Source organism: Bradyrhizobium elkanii WSM2783 (assembly GCF_000472865.1).
GTDB classification, from domain to species: domain Bacteria; phylum Pseudomonadota; class Alphaproteobacteria; order Rhizobiales; family Xanthobacteraceae; genus Bradyrhizobium; species Bradyrhizobium elkanii_A.
In genome coordinates this window covers 1-17144 of the sequence record NZ_AXAP01000057.1, presented here as the reverse complement: position 1 = coordinate 17144, position 17144 = coordinate 1, and the positions used below count along the sequence as shown (strand labels likewise).

The following is a 17144-nucleotide window of genomic DNA, read 5'->3' as shown; positions in this document are numbered from 1 at the left end:
TGCGCTTCGCTCCACCCGGCTACGATTTGAAAGATACGCCGATCTAAAAACAAAAGGCCCGACCGTCATCGACGGCCGGGCCTTTTTTGATTGACGTCGCTCGCGGCTTACGCGGCGGTTGAGGCTTTCTGCGCGGCCTTCTGCTGGGCGGCGGCCGCTTCGTCGCGGCGGATCTCGGAGAGCTTCTTCTGGACCTGCTCCGAGAAGATGTACTGCGCCGGGCGTTGCTTCGAGAGGTCGATCTCGGGGGCCATCGGACCCTTGGTGCGGATGCCGCGCATCGAGACCCACGCTGCCTTCAGCGGGTTGTTGAGCGCTGCGATCGCCGCGGTCGGCTCGTAGCCGCAATGCGCCATGCAGTCGGCGCACTTCTCATACTTGCCGGTGCCGTAGGAATCCCAGTCCGTGGTCTCCATCAGTTCCTTGAAGGTCTTGGCGTAGCCTTCGCCGAGCAGATAGCAGGGCTTCTGCCAGCCGAAGATGTTGCGCGCCGGCATGCCCCACGGCGTGCACTCGTATTCCTGGTTGCCGGCCAGGAAGTCGAGGAACAGGCCGGAATGCATGAAATTCCACTTCTTGCCCTTGCCGAGCGCAAAGACGTCGCGGAATAGCTTCTTGGTCTTGGTGCGGTTGAGGAAGTGCTCCTGGTCCGGCGCGCGCTCATAGGCGTAGCCCGGCGACATCGAGACGCCGACGCCAAGCTCGGTGGTGAAGTCGAGGAATTTGGCGATCTCTTCCGCCGGATGCCCGTCGAAGATGGTGGCATTGACGTTGACGGTGAAGCCGCGCGCCTTCGCCGCCTTGATCGCGGACACCGCGCGATCGAACACGCCCTTCTGCGACACCGCCTTGTCGTGGTGATCCTTCAGGCCATCCAGATGCACGGAGAAGAACAGGTATGGCGACGGCTCGAACAGGTCGAGCTTCTTTTCCAGAAGCAGCGCGTTGGTGCAGAGCGAGACGAACTTCTTACGCGCCACCAGGCCGCGGACGATCTCGCCGATCTCCTTGTGGATCAGCGGCTCGCCGCCGGGGATCGCGACCATCGGCGCGCCGCACTCGTCGGCCGCGTCCCAGCATTCCTGGGCGGTCATGCGACGGTTGAGGATCGCATCCGGATAATCGATCTTGCCGCAGCCGACGCAGGCGAGATTGCAGCGAAACAGCGGCTCCAGCATCAGCACGAGCGGATAGCGCTTGCGACCCCGCAGCTTCTGCTTGAGCAGATAGCCGCCGATGCGGAGTTCCTTGAAGAAGGGTATTGCCATTCTTTCTCTCTCGACTCTCACGACCTAGTTTGGGTCAGCCCGCGGTCAGTTCGGCCGGCAGGCGGAATTCGATGTTCTCTTCCCGTCCCGACAGGACCGACACCTTGACCGGTCCGATGCGCCGCAACGCCTCGATCACGTCGTCGACCAGCACTTCGGGTGCCGAGGCACCTGCCGTGATGCCGACGGTCTTCGCATTGTTCAGCCATTCCGGGTTGAGTTCGGTGCCATCGGCAATGAGGTAACTGGCGACACCGGCCTCGGTGCCGATCTCGCGCAACCGATTGGAATTGGAACTATTGGCGGCCCCAACCACCAGGATGACATCCACCAGCTTGCTCAGGTCCCTTACCGCGGATTGGCGGTTCTGTGTGGCATAACAGATATCGCGGATGTCAGGGCCTTGAATGTCTGTAAACCGGGCCTGGAGCGCCAGAATAATCTCACGTGTGTCATCTACGCTCAGTGTGGTCTGGGTGATGTAGGCGATTGGCGTATCAGCCGGCAGCGTCAGGGCCTTGACGTCCTCGACGCTCTGGACCAGCAGCACGGGGCCTGGAACCTGGCCCATGGTTCCCTCGACCTCGGGGTGGCCGGCATGCCCGATCAGGATCAATGCCCGGCCCTTCGACATATAGCGCTTGCCCTGGTTGTGAACCTTGGTGACCAGCGGGCAGGTGGCGTTGAGCACCGGCAGGCCGCGTGCGGCGGCCTCTTCCTCGACGCTGCGCGCCACGCCATGGGCGCTGAACACGGTCACCGCGTTCGCCGGAACCTCGGAAAGGTCCTCGACGAAGATCGCGCCCTTGTTCTTCAGGCTTTCGACGACGTATTTGTTATGGACGATCTCGTGCCGCACATAGACCGGCGGCCCGTATTTCTCGAGCGCCCGCTCGACGATCTCGATGGCGCGCACCACGCCGGCGCAAAACCCCCGCGGCTGCGCTAGAAAAACCTCCATGGGACGTCCGTTAAGCAAATTGCACCAATCCTGATCCGAAAACCCGCGCGGCCGAATACTGCAGCCGGCATGTCCTGCCTGCCTGCAATCTCCACACCACGGGTTCCTACACTTAAGCCCACCCCCAAGCGCACGGAAGAAGAGCGCTTTGTGTCAAAAAATGAGCGTCTAGGAAAGCCGGATTACGGAACGGTTATCACTCGGGTTACCATTTTAAGGTATCAAAATACCTAAAACTGCGGCATTAATGCCCACCCCAGCTCACTTGTTCGTCACTTTATTGCCCGCTGGGGCGGGATATACCGCGCGCAACGCCGTTCCGGCCGGTTTCGACGCTGCTTCGTGAACCAGCGGTCGGGCGGTCGAAACAACATTAGATCGGCCCTGGGAACTCCGCTACATAGCGGGCGTTTTTCGGCGTGCTTCCTGAGATCAGAAAGAAATGAAGTGCTGACACGTATTGTTGTCTCGATTGTTAAGGCGTGCACGCGATTTGCCGTCCCTGTCGTCGCCCTCTCGCTGATTCTTGCGGTGGCGGCGGGCTATTATGCGGCGCGCAACTTCACGATCAATACCGACATCAATACGCTGATCTCGCCCAACCTCGACTGGCGCCAGCGCGACATCAAGTTTGAGGAAGCTTTCGACCGCGAGCGCCTGATTCTTGCCGTCGTGGAGGCGCCGACGCCGGAACTCACGGGTCTGGCGGCCAAGGCGCTGGCCGATAAGCTTACCGGTGACACCGAGCATTTCGAATCGGTCACCCCGCTCGGCTCCGGCGAATTCTTCGAGAAGAACGGGCTTCTGTTTCTGCCGACCGAGGAAGTCGCGCAGGTCACCGGCGAGCTCGAATCAGCCGCGCCCCTGATCGAGATCATGGCCGGCGATCCTTCGATCCGCGGCCTCACCGGTGCGCTGGAGACCGGCCTTGCCGGCGTCAAGCGCGGGCAGGCCAAGCTCGAGAATGCCGCGCGGCCCTTCAACCTGATCTCTCAGACGGTCGAGGATGTCCTCAGCAACAAGGGCAATCCGACTTTCTCCTGGCGCGAGCTCACCAGCGATAAGCCGCTGACCGATTCGGACAAGCGCGCCTTCATCGAGTTCAAGCCGGTGCTCGACTATCAGGCGCTGGAGCCCGGCAAGGCAGCGACCGATGCGATCCGGCAGGCGGCTGCGGACCTGAAATTCGCAAGCGAATATGGCGCGCGCGTCCGCCTCACCGGGCCGGTCCCGATCGCGAACGAGGAATATGCCACCGTGCAGGACGGCGCCGTCATCAACGGCATCGGCACCGTGCTGATCGTATTGGTGATCCTGTGGCTCGCGCTGCATTCGGCCAAGATCATCTTCGCCGTGTTCCTGAACCTGTTCATCGGGCTTGCCATCACCACGGCCGTCGGCCTGATGATGGTCGGCTCGCTCAACCTGTTGTCGATCGCCTTTGCCGTGCTGTTCGTGGGCCTCGGGGTCGATTTCGGCATCCAGTTCAGCGTCCGCTACCGCTCCGAACGCTTCAAGAACGACAACCTGACGCTGGCGCTGGAGAACGCGGCGCGGCGCTCGGCGGTGCCGCTGTCGCTTGCGGCGATGGCCACCGCCGCGGGCTTCCTGTGCTTCCTGCCGACCGACTACAAGGGCATTTCCGAACTCGGCAAGATCGCCGGCGCCGGCATGCTGATCGCGTTCCTCACCAGCATCACCACACTGCCGGCGCTCCTCGACCTGCTCAATCCGCCCGGCGAGAAGGAGCCGGTCGGTTACGCATTTCTCGCGCCCGTTGACCACTTCCTGGAGAAGCATCGCGTCGCCATCATCATCAGCACGCTCGCGCTGGTGATCGCCGGCCTGCCGCTGCTCTACTACATGAAGTTCGACTTCAATCCGATCAACCTGCGCAACTCGCACGTCGAATCGATCGCGACCTTCCTCGATTTGAGGCGCGACCCGAACACCGGCGCCAATGCGATCAACGTGATGACGCATTCGGAAGCCGACGCCAGGAAGATCGAGGAGAGGCTGGAGAAGCTGCCGGAGGTGTTGAGCGTCCGGTCGCTCGACAGCTTCGTGCCGACCGATCAGCCGGCCAAGCTGAAGCTGATCGCGCAGGCGGCGAAGATGCTCAACCCGGCGCTCAATCCGGATTCGATCGATGCGCCGCCGACCGACCAGGAGAATGTCGAGTCGCTGAAGAGCTCGGCCGACAACCTCCGCAAGACCGCCGGCGACATCAAGAACGCCGGCGCCGTGGCTGCGCGCCGGCTTGCGGATGCGCTGACCAAGCTCGCTGATTCGAATCAGGCGACGCGCGACAAGGCGCAGAACGTGTTCGTTTCGCCGCTCAAGGTGGTGCTCGACCAGCTCAGGGACATGCTGCAGGCCCAGACCGTCACCCTGAAGTCGCTGCCGGAGGAGCTGGTCCGCCAATGGAAGGCCAAGGACGGGCTGATACGGGTGGAGGCCCTGCCGAAGGGCGATCCGAACGACAACGATACGCTGCGCAAATTCGCCGCCGCCGTGCTCGCGGCCGAGCCGACCGCGATCGGCGGCCCGGTCTCGATCCTGAAGTCCGGCGATACTGTGGTGAAGGCGTTCATCCACGCCGGCATCTGGTCGCTGATCGTGATCAGCCTGCTGCTCTGGCTGACGCTGCGGCGGGTTAGTGATGTGCTGCTCACGATCGTGCCGCTGCTGGTCGCGGGCGCCGTGACGCTGGAAATCTGCGTGCTGATCGGGCTCCCGCTCAACTTCGCCAACATCGTCGCGCTGCCGCTGTTGCTCGGCGTCGGCGTCGCCTTCAAGATCTATTACGTCACCGCCTGGCGTCAGGGCAGAACGAATCTGCTGCAGTCGAGCCTGACGCGAGCAATCTTTTTCAGCGCGCTGACGACGGCAACGGCGTTCGGCAGCCTGTGGCTTTCAAGTCATCCAGGAACCGCGAGCATGGGCAAATTGCTCGCGCTGTCGCTGGTCACGACTCTCGCCGCGGTGCTGCTCTTCCAGCCGGCACTAATGGGTAAACCGCGCGACGTCCGGAAGGAGGCAGATATCGCCGACGACGTCACCTGATGGGGCGGCTGGGACGGCTGCTGCCTGCTTCTGGCCGGCCGGTTGCTTGGAAGACGCGGCCGGCGCGGTGGCGGGAGCCGAGCTCACCGAGCCGGTGGTCTTGGGCGGGGTCGGAGCGGCTGCCTGCTGCGATGTAGACGGCGATGCACCTTTGGGCGCGGCGCCCTTGGCCACGCTGTTGGCAGGGGGCGTGCTGCCAGCGGCGCTGGAGGGAATCGGAGGCCCAACGCGGGTCCAGGTTTCGCCGCCGCAGAGAAAGCCCAGCACGCAGCCTTGAATCTCGAGCTTGTCAGAGCCAATTGGCTTGATCGTAGAGCTGTAGAGCTGACCGTCCTTGGCATTATAGACTTGGCCCTCCCACGCATCCGTGCCCGCCTTCTTCTTCATGTCGATCAGGATCGGCATGCCGAGCGTGGGCCGGCTTTGCTTCGCGGCGTCCGGATTATGCGTATCCTTGCCGCCGGGGGTCTTCTCCCAGGCGACTGCGCCCCAGAGGCTGCCGTTGCATTGTGCGACCCGGATATGGGCGACACCGTCAGCCACGCGCCAGTCGCCGGTCGGATCCGCGGCCAGCGCTGGGACCATTGTGCTCGCCAAAACGAATCCCGAGTATGCTATGGTGCGTGCGAGCTTGGGTGGGCAGTGCAACATGGTCTTACCTGTGCTTAAGTGTAGAAGAGCCAAAGCTTGGGGGCAAAACGCCGCATTCGGCGTTTTGAGTTGACGAAATGACCATCAACCGACGTATGTAGCCAATGCTAAGCTCAAATCTAGACGTTTCCGAGATGTTTGTGGAGCGCCAGGCGCAGCGCAGTTCCCTGCACGCGCGTTACTTGAACGAGCAGCTCGTGCGCGTGCTCAAAACCATCGGCTATGACGTCGGCTTTCAAAAAGGGCAAGGCCAATATCTCTTCGATCGTGAGGGGGCACGTTATCTCGACCTACTCAGCGGATTTGGCGTTTTTGCGATCGGCCGCAACCACCCGGCGCTGCGCCAGGCCTTGAAGAGCGTGCTGGATGCCGATCTGCCCAACCTCGTGCAGCTTGACGTGTCCACGCTCGCCGGCATCCTCGCCGAGCGCCTGCTCGAATATGTGCCATATCTGGACAAGGTATTCTTTTCCAATTCGGGCGCCGAGACGGTAGAAGCCGCCATCAAGTTCGCGCGTGGCGCGACCGGGCGGCCCGGCATCGTGTCCTGCTCGCATTCGTTTCACGGATTGTCCTATGGCGCGTTGTCGCTGATGGACGACACCAATTTCCGTTCCGGCTTCGAGCCGCTATTGCCCGGCTGCACCCAGATTCCCTTCAACGATCTTGCCGCGCTCGAGCAGGCGCTGTCGTCGCGCCAGGTCGCGGCCTTCATCGTCGAGCCGATCCAGGGCAAGGGCGTCAACATGCCCTCGGACGAATTCCTGCCTGGCGCCGCGGCGCTGTGCCGGAAATACGGCACGCTGCTTGTTGCCGACGAGATTCAGACCGGCATCGGCCGCACCGGCAAATTCCTCGCCGTCGAGCACTGGAATGTCGAGCCTGACATGGTGCTGCTCGCGAAGGCGCTGTCCGGCGGTCATGTCCCGGTCGGCGCGCTGCTGACGCGCAAGAGCATCTTCGACAAGATCTTCAACCAGATGGATCGCGCCGTCGTGCACGGCTCGACGTTCTCGAAGAACGATCTGGCGATGGCCGCCGGCATCGCGACGCTCGACGTCATCAAGGCCGAGAAGCTGGTCGAGCAGGCCGCCAAGCGCGGCGCCGAGCTCCGCCTCGCGCTGACGCGGATGGTGCCGGGCTATGAGCTGATGAAGGAAGTCCGCGGCAAGGGATTGATGATCGGCATCGAGTTCGGCCCGCCGAAGTCGCTGCGCCTGCGTGCATCCTGGAACGTGCTGGAGACCGCCAACAAGGGCCTGTTCTGCCAGCTCATCACCGTGCCGCTGTTCAAGGACCACAAGATCCTGACCCAGGTCGCCGGCCACGGCCTCCACACCATCAAGCTCCTGCCACCGCTCGTCCTCACCGAGGACGACTGCACCTGGATCGAAAAGGCCTTCGACACCGTCATCGCCGGCAGCCACAAGGTCCCCGGCGCGATCTGGTCGCTCGGCAAGACGCTGGTCGACAACGCGGTGCGCAAGTCGGCGTAGCCGTGTGGACTCGTAGGGCGGATTAGCGAAGCGTAATCGCCGCAGCTCTCACCAACCAACGCGTGTTGGTGGACTACGCCTTCGATTAATCGACTCTATCAACGACCTGGGAGGAGATGAAATGCGCATCACAGGCGGTTGTCATTGCGGAGCCATCCGTTACGAGGCTGAAGGCGAAGCCCTTACGCACGCCCTCTGCCACTGCTCGGATTGCAGGCGTCACGCCGGCGCGCCGATGGTCGGCTGGACGATGTATCCCGCCAATGCCGTCAAGGTGACGCAAGGCCAGCCCAAGATCTACGAATCATCCGAGCACGGCCGCCGGCATTTTTGCGCCAACTGCGGCACCGGTCTTTTCTACGTCAGCGAGCAGATGCTGCCCGGGATCATCGATGTTCCGAGCGGGACCTATGATGATCCTGACGTCGTTCCGCCAGTGATCCATGTCCAGGTCGCCGAGCGGGTCCAATGGATGGCACGCGCGCACGAGCTGCCCGTATTCGACCGATACCCTCCGCAGCAATAGTCGCCCACAACCGTCCGGCTACGTGGCCGGAGTCCGCATCGCCGTCTCGAACTTCTCGCCGAACTCGGCAAGCTCGTCGGCGGCGAGGTCGCTGACGGCCCAGAAATTCAGGCCGTGATCGCTCCAGTGGCGGATGTTGAAGCCCTGCCGCTGGCTCATCCGGGCGGCGTGGCGCTCGGTGTCTGACGTCTGCGCGACGAACAGGTTGATGACGTGCTGGCGCCTTCGATAGACCACGGCGCCGATCGGGCGGGCGTCGACATAGTCGAGACGTCCGCCGATCAGGGTAAAGCCCAGGGCGGTGAGGTCGATCACCGGCGGGGCGACATCGAGCCTGCCGTTGAACCACGGCTTGACCGTGTGCTGGTCGGTGGAAAGCACGTCGGTGAGATGGCCGGCCTGCAGCGAGCGCAGATGCGCCGAGACCAGTTCCGACTGGACGCGCGCCTCGTCGTCGCTGCGCAGGATGACGGCGACGAGACCGGTGGCAGCCATCGCGGAGACGGCCGATCCCAGCGCGAAGCCGCGCAGCACCGCGCGGCGACTTGGGGCAACCTTCGGCTGCGGCAGCGCGGCCTCGATGCGCCGGCGCAGCTCGGGCGGCGCAGTGTAGCTTGCACCTTTTTCCGCAATCATGCGGCTGATCGCGCGATAGTCTTTCGCCAGCTCCGTGCAGCGCGGGCAGCCTGCGACGTGGTCCTCGACCTCGCGCGCATGTCCCGCGTCGAGCTCGCCGTCGATCAGCGCCTGAAGCAGCACCTCGGCTTCCTCGCAGGTCATTTTGCTTGCTCCTGTTCCGCAAGCCACGCCGAGCGCAGCATCGCGCGGGCGCGGGCAAGTCGCGACATCACGGTGCCGACGGGCACGGCCGCAACATCGGCGATCTGGCGGTAAGAAAGGTTCTGGATTTCCCGGAGCACGAAGGTCTCGCGAAACGGTTCGGCGAGCGCCGCGATCAATCGGCGAATTGCCGCGGAATCCTTCTCGCGCAGCATCTGCGTTTCCGGCGTCTCCGGCGCCTCGCGCCAGAGCGGGGTTGCCTCCGCGCTAGCAGCGACATCCTCGATCGCACCGGTCTTAATGTCCGCGCGCCGCGCATATTCGGCACGGCAGACATTGCGCAGGATCGCGAACAGCCATGGCTTCATTGCCGGTCCGCGATAGCTGTCGAAATGCTTGTAGGCGCGCAGGAAACATTCCTGCACCGCATCTTCGGCATCGCTGGCGTCGCGCAGGAGATAGCGTGCCAGTGTGTAGGCATCGTCGAGATAAGGCAGTGCGGCCTCGCGAAAGCGCCGCGCCTTCTCGGGATTGTCCTCCGACGCTCTCATCGCCTCATGCCCGGTTTGTGCGGCGAATGTCTTGGCCCGTGTCTTGGCCCGGGCGGTGTCGATCCGCCGGCCGGGCAGGGGTGCGCTGGCAGAGATCGTCAACTTACTCGACCCTGATCATGCCTGTCATGTGCGGGTGCAGGGAACAAAAATATTTGTACTCGCCGGCCTCCGTGAAGGTGAATGAAAAGCTGCCGTCGGTGTCCATGGGCTTCGACCTGAATTTTCCCGCGCATACCACCGTGTGCGGAATGTCGTCGCGATTGGTCCAGGTGACGGTCGTGCCGACCTTCACGTCGAGCTGCGCGGGCTGGAAAACGAAATTGTCGATATGCACTTCCATATCGGCGGCGCGCGCAGCGGTGGCGCGGAGCAGCATGGCCGCGGCGACGGCGATGCCGAAGTCACGGCGATTGATCGTGCTCATGAACCGATTTCCTCTTCAGCCCTGCAGCGGCGTGTCGATGATGGCGAGGCGCTCCTGCCCCTGCTTGAAGTTGACGCTGGCGATGCCGAGCACGCTGCGCAGCTTGGCATCCTCGACCTTCATCGGACCCGGCGAGGGCGCAGTGCCCGGCGCCGGCTGCGGGAAGGCGGTCGAGCGCGCGGTGTGGAAGGTGACGTTGCCTTCGACCTTCTGCATCACCTGGTGGATGTGCCCGTTCAGCACGGTCACCGAGCCGAAACCCTTCACATATTCCAGCGCGCGTGCGCCGTCCTCGGTGCCCCAGCCCCAGGTCGGATAGACGGTCCACAGCGGGATGTGGGCGAACAGCACGATAGGGGTCGATTTCGAGCGGCCCTTCAGATCGTCCTCGAGCCATTCGAGCTGCTCGGCGCCGAGATTGCCCAGGCCTCCGGCCTTGAGGTCGACGACGTTGACGAGGCCGACGAAGTGCACGCCGCCGGCGTCGAACGAATACCAGCCGGCGCCTCTGGTGCCGCGGCCGTAGCGCTCCTTGTAGAGCTTGACCTCCTCGTCGATCAGGTCGTGCTCGCCCGGCACGTAATGCACGTCGAGCTTGGCCTGCGAGATGACGCGCTCGGCATTGTCGAACTCGGCGGCCTTCGACAGATGTGTGATGTCGCCGGTGTGGATCATGAAGGAGGGCTTCGCCGGCATGGCGTTGATCTTGCCGATCGCTTCTTCCAGCGTGCCAAGCGCGTTCGGATTGGCGGCCTTGTCGAAGCCGACATGGCTGTCGCTGATCTGCAGGAAGGTCATGCCGGAAGCCTCGGCCGCTTGCGCCGAGCCGACCATGCCGAGCGAGCGCGGCACGCCGCCCGCCACTGTCCAGAGCACGCCGGTGCCCGCCCAGGTCATGCACTCCAGCACCCTGCGGCGGCTCACGCCGCGCTCTTCGTCCCTGTGGTCGTGATCGAACTCGCTCATCGCAGTTCTCCATGCGCCCGTGATTGGGTCTGCGGAGATGTGATTGGGCGAGGGGAGGGGTTATTCCCGGCAGCGGCGGTCTATTGGCGCGAGGTGATGACGATTTCGTGAGCAGCAGCGCCGTGCAAGGTGTGTCCCGTCAGGCGGCTGCGACCCAGCCTCGGAACGTGAATCCGGCGTAGAACAGGGCGACGTCGGAAAAGCCCGCTTCCTCGAGAAGCGCTTCGTCCTCTTCGACGGACAGAATGGGCAGCCGCTGCGCCATGGAAGCGGCGGAGGCCGACACCTGCGCGGGATCGGCTCCGGTGCCGTTCGCGAACATGACGGACCGCGTCAGCCAGCGTTCGAGCGCGCCGCCCCGCGGCCGGCTGTGATGCGCCACGACGAGCGCCGCGCCCGGCTTGAGCCGTCGCCGCATCTCGCGCAGCGTGCGCAGGCGCTCCCGCTTCGAAAGGAAATGCAGTGTCAACAGGCAGGTCGCGCCATCGAAGGGTCCGGCAGGTGCGTCTTCGATCAAACCTTGCATCAACCGGACCCTCGCGGCGAGCGGCCCCAGCACGTCACGCGCGAGATCGAGCATCGCCGCCGAGGGATCTATCCCCGTGAAGCCCCAGCGCGGCCTTGCCTCGGCGAACGCCTTCAGCTCCAGACCGCCGCCGGCGCCGAGGACGAGGATATCAGCCGCTTCCGGCGCGCGTTCGGCGAGCAGCAGCGCCGCCATGCGCTGAAGGTCGGCGAAGCCGGGCACCTTGCGCGGCGTATCCTCGGCGTAGCGCGCGACTGCAGCGGGATCGCTGAAGTGGCGCACGATCTCGGAAACCGGCGAGACAACTGCTGACGCGTCATTCTTCATGCGCGCTCTCCAGGGTGACGCGTTTCATGGCTCGATCGAAATCCCGGTCTGCGTCATCAGATGACGCGCGAGCGCGTGTTGATCGTCGGTGGCGGCGCAGCGCGCTCGGCTGGGCGACGATATAACGCCTTCTCGCATATTTCGAAACTTCAATTGTTACGTGATGCGTTCGGCGTTTTGATGGTTTGCACACGAGCTGGCGTCGGCGGCCCGTTCAGGCGGCGGCCATCCTGGCGCCCCGTTCCTCCCCCGATGGTGACCGAAACTAAGTCGTGTCGCCGCGCGTTCGTCCCGCGCGCTCGAGGAGAAGCCCGTCATGTCGAGACTAGCAATCGCGTTTGTGGTGGCACTGGCCGCGACCGTGGCCAACGCGCAAGATACCAAGTCTGGACAGTCGCACACCCCGGCCGTCGCCGGCGCGAATGAAACGCGGCCGTTCCTATTTGATGGACGAATGCGAGGTGATGGCCCCCGGCAGGGACTGCTCGCGGACGATCATCACCCCAGCGCTGGCGCCATCATCGTGCCACCGAAAGCAAGCCAGCCTGGCCGCGAACGCTGAGTCCGCGCACCCGCGGCGCTGCAGGGAGCGGGCTTCACTGTTCTGATCGCGCGAATTCCCGCAGCGCCTGCAACAGCATTGGCGGTGCTTCCTGCGCCACGCAATGGCCGGTCCCCTCGAAACTCCACGCGCTGACATCAGGAATGAGCGAGACAGCCCGCGATGCCATCTCCTTGTAGATCGGCCAGGAGTTTTCGGCCGTGGCCACGCGCACGGGGCAGTCGATTTCGGTGAGCCATCCGAAAGGATTGCCTCGCGCGTCTCCGGCGTAGACCTGCTCCATCGCCTCGAAGATCGGGCGCAGGATCGCCGACTCGATTTCGGGCGTGCAGCGGAGCCGTACCCGTCCGTCCTCCACCGGCGCAAAGCCGTGTCTGATATAGGCCCAGAGCGAAGTCTCGGACCAATCCGCAAATGCCGGCGCGGCGCGATAGCGTGTGAACACCGCGTCAAGACTGTCGAACTCGGCCTGACGGCGTAGGACGCCTTGCACGGAGGAGGTCGCCTGTTCGCTCAATACTGTCACGCCATCCCGCGCCGCGCGCGGATCCATGACGGTCGGCTCCATCACGAACAGGCGTGCGAAGCGTCCCGGCAGCAGCTTTGCAGCAAGCAGCAGGTCGGTGGCGCCTGCGCTGTGGCCGATCCCATAGATGTCGTGCAGGCCGAGCTCTTCGACGACGCTGCACACGTCCTGCGCATAATCCTGAAAGTGATAGCAATTCGCCGCAGGCTTGTGGCTGTCGCCGTGGCCGCGGCGATCGAGCGCATACACGGTGTAGTCGGATGCAAGATTGCGCGCGACGTTATCCCAGACATTGGCCACGAAACCAGTGCCGTGCAGCAGAAGCGCGGGCGGCCGGTGCGAGCCTTCCTCGCCCCATTGCACCAGCGCAATGCGCGTATCTGCAGACCCGATCGAGAGGCGGCGCTGACTGACCATGCATTCTACGCCGCAGGAATAAGCGTGATCCGGCCCGCCTCGCCTCGCTTACGATGCGGCTTCAACCTGATTTCCACATCTTGTTCGAACGCAGTGAGCATCCGCATCAGTTTTTCCACGGACGCGAGCCTGAGGTGACCCCGTAGGAGTTTCGAGAGGTCGGGCTGTTTCATTTCGACCAGCTTGGCGGCCTCGGTCTGAGTCAACTCCCGTTCGGCCATCAGCCGCTTGAGCTGCACGACCAGCGCGGCCTTCAATTGATGCTCCTCGGCGTTGGGCAAGCCGAGATCAGCGAAAATGTTGCCGGAGCCCTTGGTATGGGCGGGCACTTTTTTCTTGGCGCTCATCGCTAGTCTCCCTTGGTTGCCTTGTGGATAGCCTCCGCGTCGCGTAGGCGCTGCCGGATCAAATCCATATGTCGTTGCGGTGTGGCGATCCCACTTGTGGATTTCTTTTGGAACGCATGTAGGACGTACAGGACGCCTTCGAACCGGACCGTGTAGACGGCTCGGTAAGTGTCGCCGTCAAAATTGTCTCGAATCTCTAGTACGCCGCCCAGGCCCTTCAAGGGCTTGGCGTGGCGCGGATGCTCGCCCAGTTGCGCTTCGAAAAGCGATTGACCGATCTCGCTTCGGACGGCTGAAGGAAAGGCCCGCAAGTCCTTCTGGCTCGAGCCCACGAAAGTGGCAGGCTTAATCTCGCGCAACGCATCATTCACTCCTATATAGTAATATACCTATAGGATTTGGTCAATGGCTGCTGCCAAAGGCGAATTCGGCGCACAGAACGAGATGGGTTACCGCGCGTCCTCCAAAATCATCGCAGCGGCCTTCTCCGCGATCATCGCGGTCGGCGTGTTGGTATTGCCCGAAGTGATCGTCGGCATCACGGAAGCGTCGGCGACGCGAAGGCCCGCAATGCCGTAGAAGCGCAGGCGTTCATCGACCACGGCCATCGGGTCGCTGGCCGTGCCCATCTTCGCGGTGCCGACGGGGTGGAAGATCGTGGTGCCGATATCGCCGGCGGCTTTTGCGAGCGATGCATCATCGTCGCCGACGGAAGAGCCGGGCAGATATTCTTCTGGCCGATATTGCGCGAGCGCTTTCTGCTTCATCAGGCGGCGCGTGGTGCGGATCGCGTCCGCTGCGACCTGGCGGTCCTCGTCGGTCGAGAGATAATTCGGCGCGATCGACGGTTTCTCGTCAGGCTGGGCCGAGCGGATGCGCACGGTGCCGCGCGACGTCGGCTGCAGGTTGCAGGCGCTCACGGTGATTGCGGGGAAGCGGTGCAGGGGATCGCCGAACTTGTCGAGCGACAGTGGCTGCACGTGGAACTGGATGTTGGCGCGCTCGCGGCGCGGATCGGAACGGGTGAAGATGCCGAGCTGGGACGGCGCCATGGTCAGCGGACCGCGGCGGCGCAGCGCGTAGTCAAGGCCCATCAGGCCGCGGCGGAACAGCGAGTAATAGGTCTCGTTCAGCGTACGCACGCCAGTGACCTTGTAGATCGCGCGCTGCTGCAAATGATCCTGCAGGTTGCGCCCGACGCCCTGCCTGTCGAGCACGACATCAACCCCGAGCGGTGCAAGCCAGTCGGCGGGTCCGACGCCGGAGCGCTGCAGCACCTGCACCGATCCGATCGCGCCGGCGGTCAGGATCACTTCGCCCTTGGTCCGGGCCTCAATGGTCTCATTGTCGCGGATGAAGCGCACGCCCACGGCGCGGCCATTCTCGACGATCAGGCGATCGACCAGCACGTTCTTTTCCAGCCGCAGATTCGGCCGGTGCAATGCGGGCTTTAAGAAGCCGCGCGCGGAAGACCAGCGGCGGCCGCGCTTCTGGTTGACGTGGAAATAGCTCACGCCTTCGTTGTCGCCGGTGTTGAAATCCGGAATGCGCTTGATGCCCATTTCTTCCGCGGCGTCGCCGACGGCGTCCAGCACTTTCCAGGACAGCCGCGGCGCCTCGATGCGCCAGCCGCCGCCCGTGCCGTGGTCCTCGCTCGGTCCGAGGAAATGATCCTCGATCGCGCGGAACACCGGCCGCACGTCGTCGTAGCCCCAGCCGGTGAGGCCGAGCTGGCGCCAGTGATCGTAATCGGCGGCCTGTCCGCGCATCGAGATCATGGCGTTGATCGCCGAGCAGCCGCCGATCACTTTGCCGCGGGGATAGGCGAGCGCGCGGCCGTTGAGGCCGGGCTCCGCCTCGGTCTTGAACATCCAGTCGGAACGCGGATTGCCGATCGCGAAGAGATAGCCGACCGGGATGTGAAACCAGATCCAATTGTCGTCGCCGCCGGCTTCCAGCACCAGCACGCGCTTTGCCGGATCGGCCGAAAGCCGGTTCGCCATGATGCAGCCGGCGGTGCCGGCGCCCACGACGATATAGTCGAAATCACCCTCGAGCTTTCCAGGCATTCTCTTGCTTTCCAACCGTCCGCAACCGCGTTGCCCGAAAATGTTCCAGGCATCCACGCATTCTCTGCTGTCCAAATAGTCAGACGTCGGCAGGTGGGACAAGCCCGGCCATGACGATTAGGCATGACCCGGGCGCTGCGCCTGTTGGGTGGACCGCCGCTTGCATGCTAAACATCACACACGTTTGAATCACAGAACTTGAGAAGTGCCATGCCCATCGTCAACCGCGTCGCCGACCTGCAGCCCGCCATCCAGGCCTGGCGGCGGGATATCCATGAACATCCCGAGCTGATGTACGATACCCACCGCACTGCAGCATTCGTCGCCGAGCGGCTGCGGGAATTCGGCTGCGATGAGGTCGCGACGGGGCTCGGCCGCACCGGCGTGGTCGGCGTCATCAAGGGCAAGAAACCAGCCGGCAGTGGCGACATCAGGGTGATCGGGCTGCGCGCCGACATGGATGCGCTGCCGATCGAGGAGGAGACCAATCTGCCCTATGCCTCCAGGACGCCGGGTAAGATGCACGCCTGCGGCCATGACGGGCACACCGCGATGCTGTTAGGGGCCGCCCGCTACCTCGCCGAGACCCGCAATTTCGCCGGCAACGCGGTTGTGATCTTCCAGCCGGCCGAGGAGGGGGGCGCGGGCGCTGCCGCGATGATCAAGGACGGGCTGATGGAGCGGTTCGGCATCGAGCAGGTCTATGGCATGCACAATGGCCCCGGCATCCCCGTCGGCTCGTTCGCCATCCGGACCGGCCCGATCATGGCGGCAACGGACGCGATCGACTTCAGGATCGAAGGCCATGGCGGCCACGCCGCGCGGCCGCACAAATGCATCGACAGCGTGCTGGTCGGCTCGCAATTGATCACGGCGCTGCAGTCGATCGTCTCGCGCACCGTCGATCCCTTGGATTCGGCCGTGATCTCGATCTGCGAATTCCACGCCGGCAATGCCCGGAACGTGATCCCGCAGACCGCGGAGCTGCGCGGCACGGTGCGCACGCTGACGCCGGAGGTGCGGGCGCTGGTCGAGAAGCGCATCCATGAGGTGGTCGCCGGCGTTGCGCAGATGACCGGCGCCAGGATCGACCTCACCTACGAGCGCGGCTATCCCGTCACCGTCAACCATCGCTCGCAGACCGAGTTCGCGACCAAGATCGCCAAGGAAATCGCCGGCGAGAACAACGTCCACGAAATGCCGCCGATGATGGGCGCGGAGGATTTCGCCTACATGCTGGAAGCGCGCCCCGGCGCCTTCATCTTCTGCGGCAATGGCGACAGCGCCGGCCTGCATCACCCCGCCTACAATTTCAACGACGAGGCGATCGTCTACGGCACGTCCTACTGGATCAAGCTGGTGGAGAACACGCTCGTGGCGTGATTTCCGTCGTCTGGCGAAGGCCAGGCCGTAGAGCCTGAGAACCAATTCGGTTTTCGGGTAGACGGCATCCGAAGTAGCGGATGTTGAAGACCTCGACGGTGGAGCGGGGCGGGATTTGCGCGCCGCTATGGTTTGGCGCAGCTATGGGTTGGCGAGGCGATGTCCCTGCAGGATGTTGTTGGTGAGGGCGTACCAGAGCACGACGGCTCGGACCTTTTCGATGCCGCGCACCGTCAATTGCCTGAGGTCCCAGTTGCGCCAGCGGGCATGGATGCATTCGCAGATCGAGCGGGCC

General features: G+C 63.8%; 17 protein-coding genes and 1 pseudogene. 5 read left to right on the top strand and 13 right to left on the bottom strand.

The window, feature by feature from the left end; all coding sequences use genetic code 11:
- Window positions 1-107: 107 nt before the first annotated feature.
- Window positions 108-1268, bottom strand: a complete 1161-nt coding sequence (gene hpnH / locus YY7_RS0134465; protein ID WP_028167170.1) for an adenosyl-hopene transferase HpnH — start codon at window positions 1266-1268, stop codon at window positions 108-110.
- Between the two features lie 34 nt (window positions 1269-1302).
- Window positions 1303-2229: a 4-hydroxy-3-methylbut-2-enyl diphosphate reductase gene (gene ispH / locus YY7_RS0134460; protein WP_028167169.1), complete on the bottom strand. Its 927-nt coding sequence runs from the start codon at window positions 2227-2229 to the stop codon at window positions 1303-1305.
- A 447-nt stretch (window positions 2230-2676) separates the two neighbouring features.
- Between ispH and YY7_RS0134455 the strand changes: the two genes are divergently transcribed.
- Window positions 2677-5295, top strand: a complete 2619-nt coding sequence (locus YY7_RS0134455) for an MMPL family transporter (protein ID WP_028167168.1) — start codon at window positions 2677-2679, stop codon at window positions 5293-5295.
- Here YY7_RS0134455 and YY7_RS0134450 read toward each other — a convergent pair.
- Window positions 5236-5946, bottom strand: coding sequence for a DUF2147 domain-containing protein (locus tag YY7_RS0134450; RefSeq protein WP_051397084.1), 711 nt, complete (start codon window positions 5944-5946; stop codon window positions 5236-5238). The genes YY7_RS0134455 and YY7_RS0134450 overlap by 60 nt on opposite strands.
- Window positions 5947-6050: 104 nt before the next feature.
- Here YY7_RS0134450 and hpnO point away from each other — a divergent pair, with 104 nt between their 5' ends.
- Entirely contained in the window at window positions 6051-7442 is a 1392-nt protein-coding gene (hpnO, locus tag YY7_RS0134445) for an aminobacteriohopanetriol synthase HpnO (RefSeq protein ID WP_028167166.1), read from the top strand.
- Window positions 7443-7563: 121 nt separating this feature from the next.
- Window positions 7564-7968: a GFA family protein gene (locus YY7_RS0134440; protein ID WP_028167165.1), complete on the top strand. Its 405-nt coding sequence runs from the start codon at window positions 7564-7566 to the stop codon at window positions 7966-7968.
- An 18-nt stretch (window positions 7969-7986) separates the two neighbouring features.
- Here the strand turns inward: YY7_RS0134440 and YY7_RS0134435 are convergent, their stop codons facing one another.
- From YY7_RS0134435 to YY7_RS0134415, 5 genes are all read right to left on the bottom strand, one after another.
- Window positions 7987-8748, bottom strand: coding sequence for an anti-sigma factor family protein (locus tag YY7_RS0134435; RefSeq protein WP_028167164.1), 762 nt, complete (start codon window positions 8746-8748; stop codon window positions 7987-7989).
- Window positions 8745-9299 carry a sigma-70 family RNA polymerase sigma factor gene (locus YY7_RS0134430; protein ID WP_028167163.1) on the bottom strand — a complete coding sequence of 185 codons (555 nt, stop codon included), beginning with the start codon at window positions 9297-9299 and terminating at the stop codon, window positions 8745-8747. The genes YY7_RS0134435 and YY7_RS0134430 overlap by 4 nt, the downstream gene beginning before the upstream one ends.
- A gap of 103 nt (window positions 9300-9402) precedes the next feature.
- The gene (locus YY7_RS0134425; RefSeq protein ID WP_028167162.1) at window positions 9403-9726 is read right to left on the bottom strand and encodes a cupredoxin domain-containing protein; all 324 of its coding nucleotides are present in this window, start codon (window positions 9724-9726) and stop codon (window positions 9403-9405) included.
- 15 nt (window positions 9727-9741) lie between these two features.
- Window positions 9742-10692, bottom strand: a complete 951-nt coding sequence (locus tag YY7_RS0134420; RefSeq protein ID WP_028167161.1) for a metallophosphoesterase family protein — start codon at window positions 10690-10692, stop codon at window positions 9742-9744.
- A gap of 139 nt (window positions 10693-10831) precedes the next feature.
- Window positions 10832-11545, bottom strand: a complete 714-nt coding sequence (locus YY7_RS0134415) for a class I SAM-dependent methyltransferase (protein WP_051397083.1) — start codon at window positions 11543-11545, stop codon at window positions 10832-10834.
- Window positions 11546-11861: 316 nt separating this feature from the next.
- Between YY7_RS0134415 and YY7_RS58855 the strand changes: the two genes are divergently transcribed.
- Window positions 11862-12107: a hypothetical protein gene (locus YY7_RS58855; RefSeq protein ID WP_080663979.1), complete on the top strand. Its 246-nt coding sequence runs from the start codon at window positions 11862-11864 to the stop codon at window positions 12105-12107.
- A 34-nt stretch (window positions 12108-12141) separates the two neighbouring features.
- Here the strand turns inward: YY7_RS58855 and YY7_RS0134410 are convergent, their stop codons facing one another.
- The 4 genes from YY7_RS0134410 to YY7_RS0134395 form a co-directional block, all read right to left on the bottom strand.
- Entirely contained in the window at window positions 12142-13050 is a 909-nt protein-coding gene (locus YY7_RS0134410; protein ID WP_028167159.1) for an alpha/beta fold hydrolase, read from the bottom strand.
- Between the two features lie 5 nt (window positions 13051-13055).
- Entirely contained in the window at window positions 13056-13397 is a 342-nt protein-coding gene (locus YY7_RS0134405) for a helix-turn-helix domain-containing protein (protein WP_028167158.1), read from the bottom strand.
- A gap of 2 nt (window positions 13398-13399) precedes the next feature.
- Complete coding sequence (locus YY7_RS0134400) at window positions 13400-13768, bottom strand: type II toxin-antitoxin system RelE/ParE family toxin (protein ID WP_028167157.1); 369 nt, start codon at window positions 13766-13768, stop codon at window positions 13400-13402.
- 78 nt (window positions 13769-13846) lie between these two features.
- Window positions 13847-15466, bottom strand: a complete 1620-nt coding sequence (locus YY7_RS0134395; RefSeq protein ID WP_028167156.1) for a GMC family oxidoreductase — start codon at window positions 15464-15466, stop codon at window positions 13847-13849.
- Window positions 15467-15676: 210 nt separating this feature from the next.
- On the opposite strand from YY7_RS0134395, the gene YY7_RS0134390 reads away from it, so the two are divergent.
- A complete protein-coding gene (locus tag YY7_RS0134390) occupies window positions 15677-16849 on the top strand; it encodes a M20 aminoacylase family protein (protein ID WP_028167155.1) in 1173 nt (390 codons plus the stop codon).
- Between the two features lie 141 nt (window positions 16850-16990).
- Here YY7_RS0134390 and YY7_RS60910 read toward each other — a convergent pair.
- A pseudogene (locus YY7_RS60910) lies at window positions 16991-17144 on the bottom strand (IS5/IS1182 family transposase); the annotation flags it as partial.

Coding starts and splice junctions, on each gene's coding strand:
- YY7_RS0134405 (WP_028167158.1), bottom strand. CDS start 13,397: ATGAGCGCCAAGAAAAAAGTGCCCGCCCATACCAAGGGCTCCGGCAAC.
- YY7_RS0134430 (WP_028167163.1), bottom strand. CDS start 9,299: ATGAGAGCGTCGGAGGACAATCCCGAGAAGGCGCGGCGCTTTCGCGAG.
- YY7_RS0134440 (WP_028167165.1), top strand. CDS start 7,564: ATGCGCATCACAGGCGGTTGTCATTGCGGAGCCATCCGTTACGAGGCT.
- YY7_RS0134415 (WP_051397083.1), bottom strand. CDS start 11,545: ATGAAGAATGACGCGTCAGCAGTTGTCTCGCCGGTTTCCGAGATCGTG.
- YY7_RS0134420 (WP_028167161.1), bottom strand. CDS start 10,692: ATGAGCGAGTTCGATCACGACCACAGGGACGAAGAGCGCGGCGTGAGC.
- hpnH (WP_028167170.1), bottom strand. CDS start 1,268: ATGGCAATACCCTTCTTCAAGGAACTCCGCATCGGCGGCTATCTGCTC.
- YY7_RS0134425 (WP_028167162.1), bottom strand. CDS start 9,726: ATGAGCACGATCAATCGCCGTGACTTCGGCATCGCCGTCGCCGCGGCC.
- hpnO (WP_028167166.1), top strand. CDS start 6,051: ATGCTAAGCTCAAATCTAGACGTTTCCGAGATGTTTGTGGAGCGCCAG.
- YY7_RS58855 (WP_080663979.1), top strand. CDS start 11,862: ATGTCGAGACTAGCAATCGCGTTTGTGGTGGCACTGGCCGCGACCGTG.
- YY7_RS0134395 (WP_028167156.1), bottom strand. CDS start 15,466: ATGCCTGGAAAGCTCGAGGGTGATTTCGACTATATCGTCGTGGGCGCC.
- ispH (WP_028167169.1), bottom strand. CDS start 2,229: ATGGAGGTTTTTCTAGCGCAGCCGCGGGGGTTTTGCGCCGGCGTGGTG.
- YY7_RS0134435 (WP_028167164.1), bottom strand. CDS start 8,748: ATGACCTGCGAGGAAGCCGAGGTGCTGCTTCAGGCGCTGATCGACGGC.
- YY7_RS0134410 (WP_028167159.1), bottom strand. CDS start 13,050: ATGGTCAGTCAGCGCCGCCTCTCGATCGGGTCTGCAGATACGCGCATT.
- YY7_RS0134390 (WP_028167155.1), top strand. CDS start 15,677: ATGCCCATCGTCAACCGCGTCGCCGACCTGCAGCCCGCCATCCAGGCC.
- YY7_RS0134450 (WP_051397084.1), bottom strand. CDS start 5,946: ATGTTGCACTGCCCACCCAAGCTCGCACGCACCATAGCATACTCGGGA.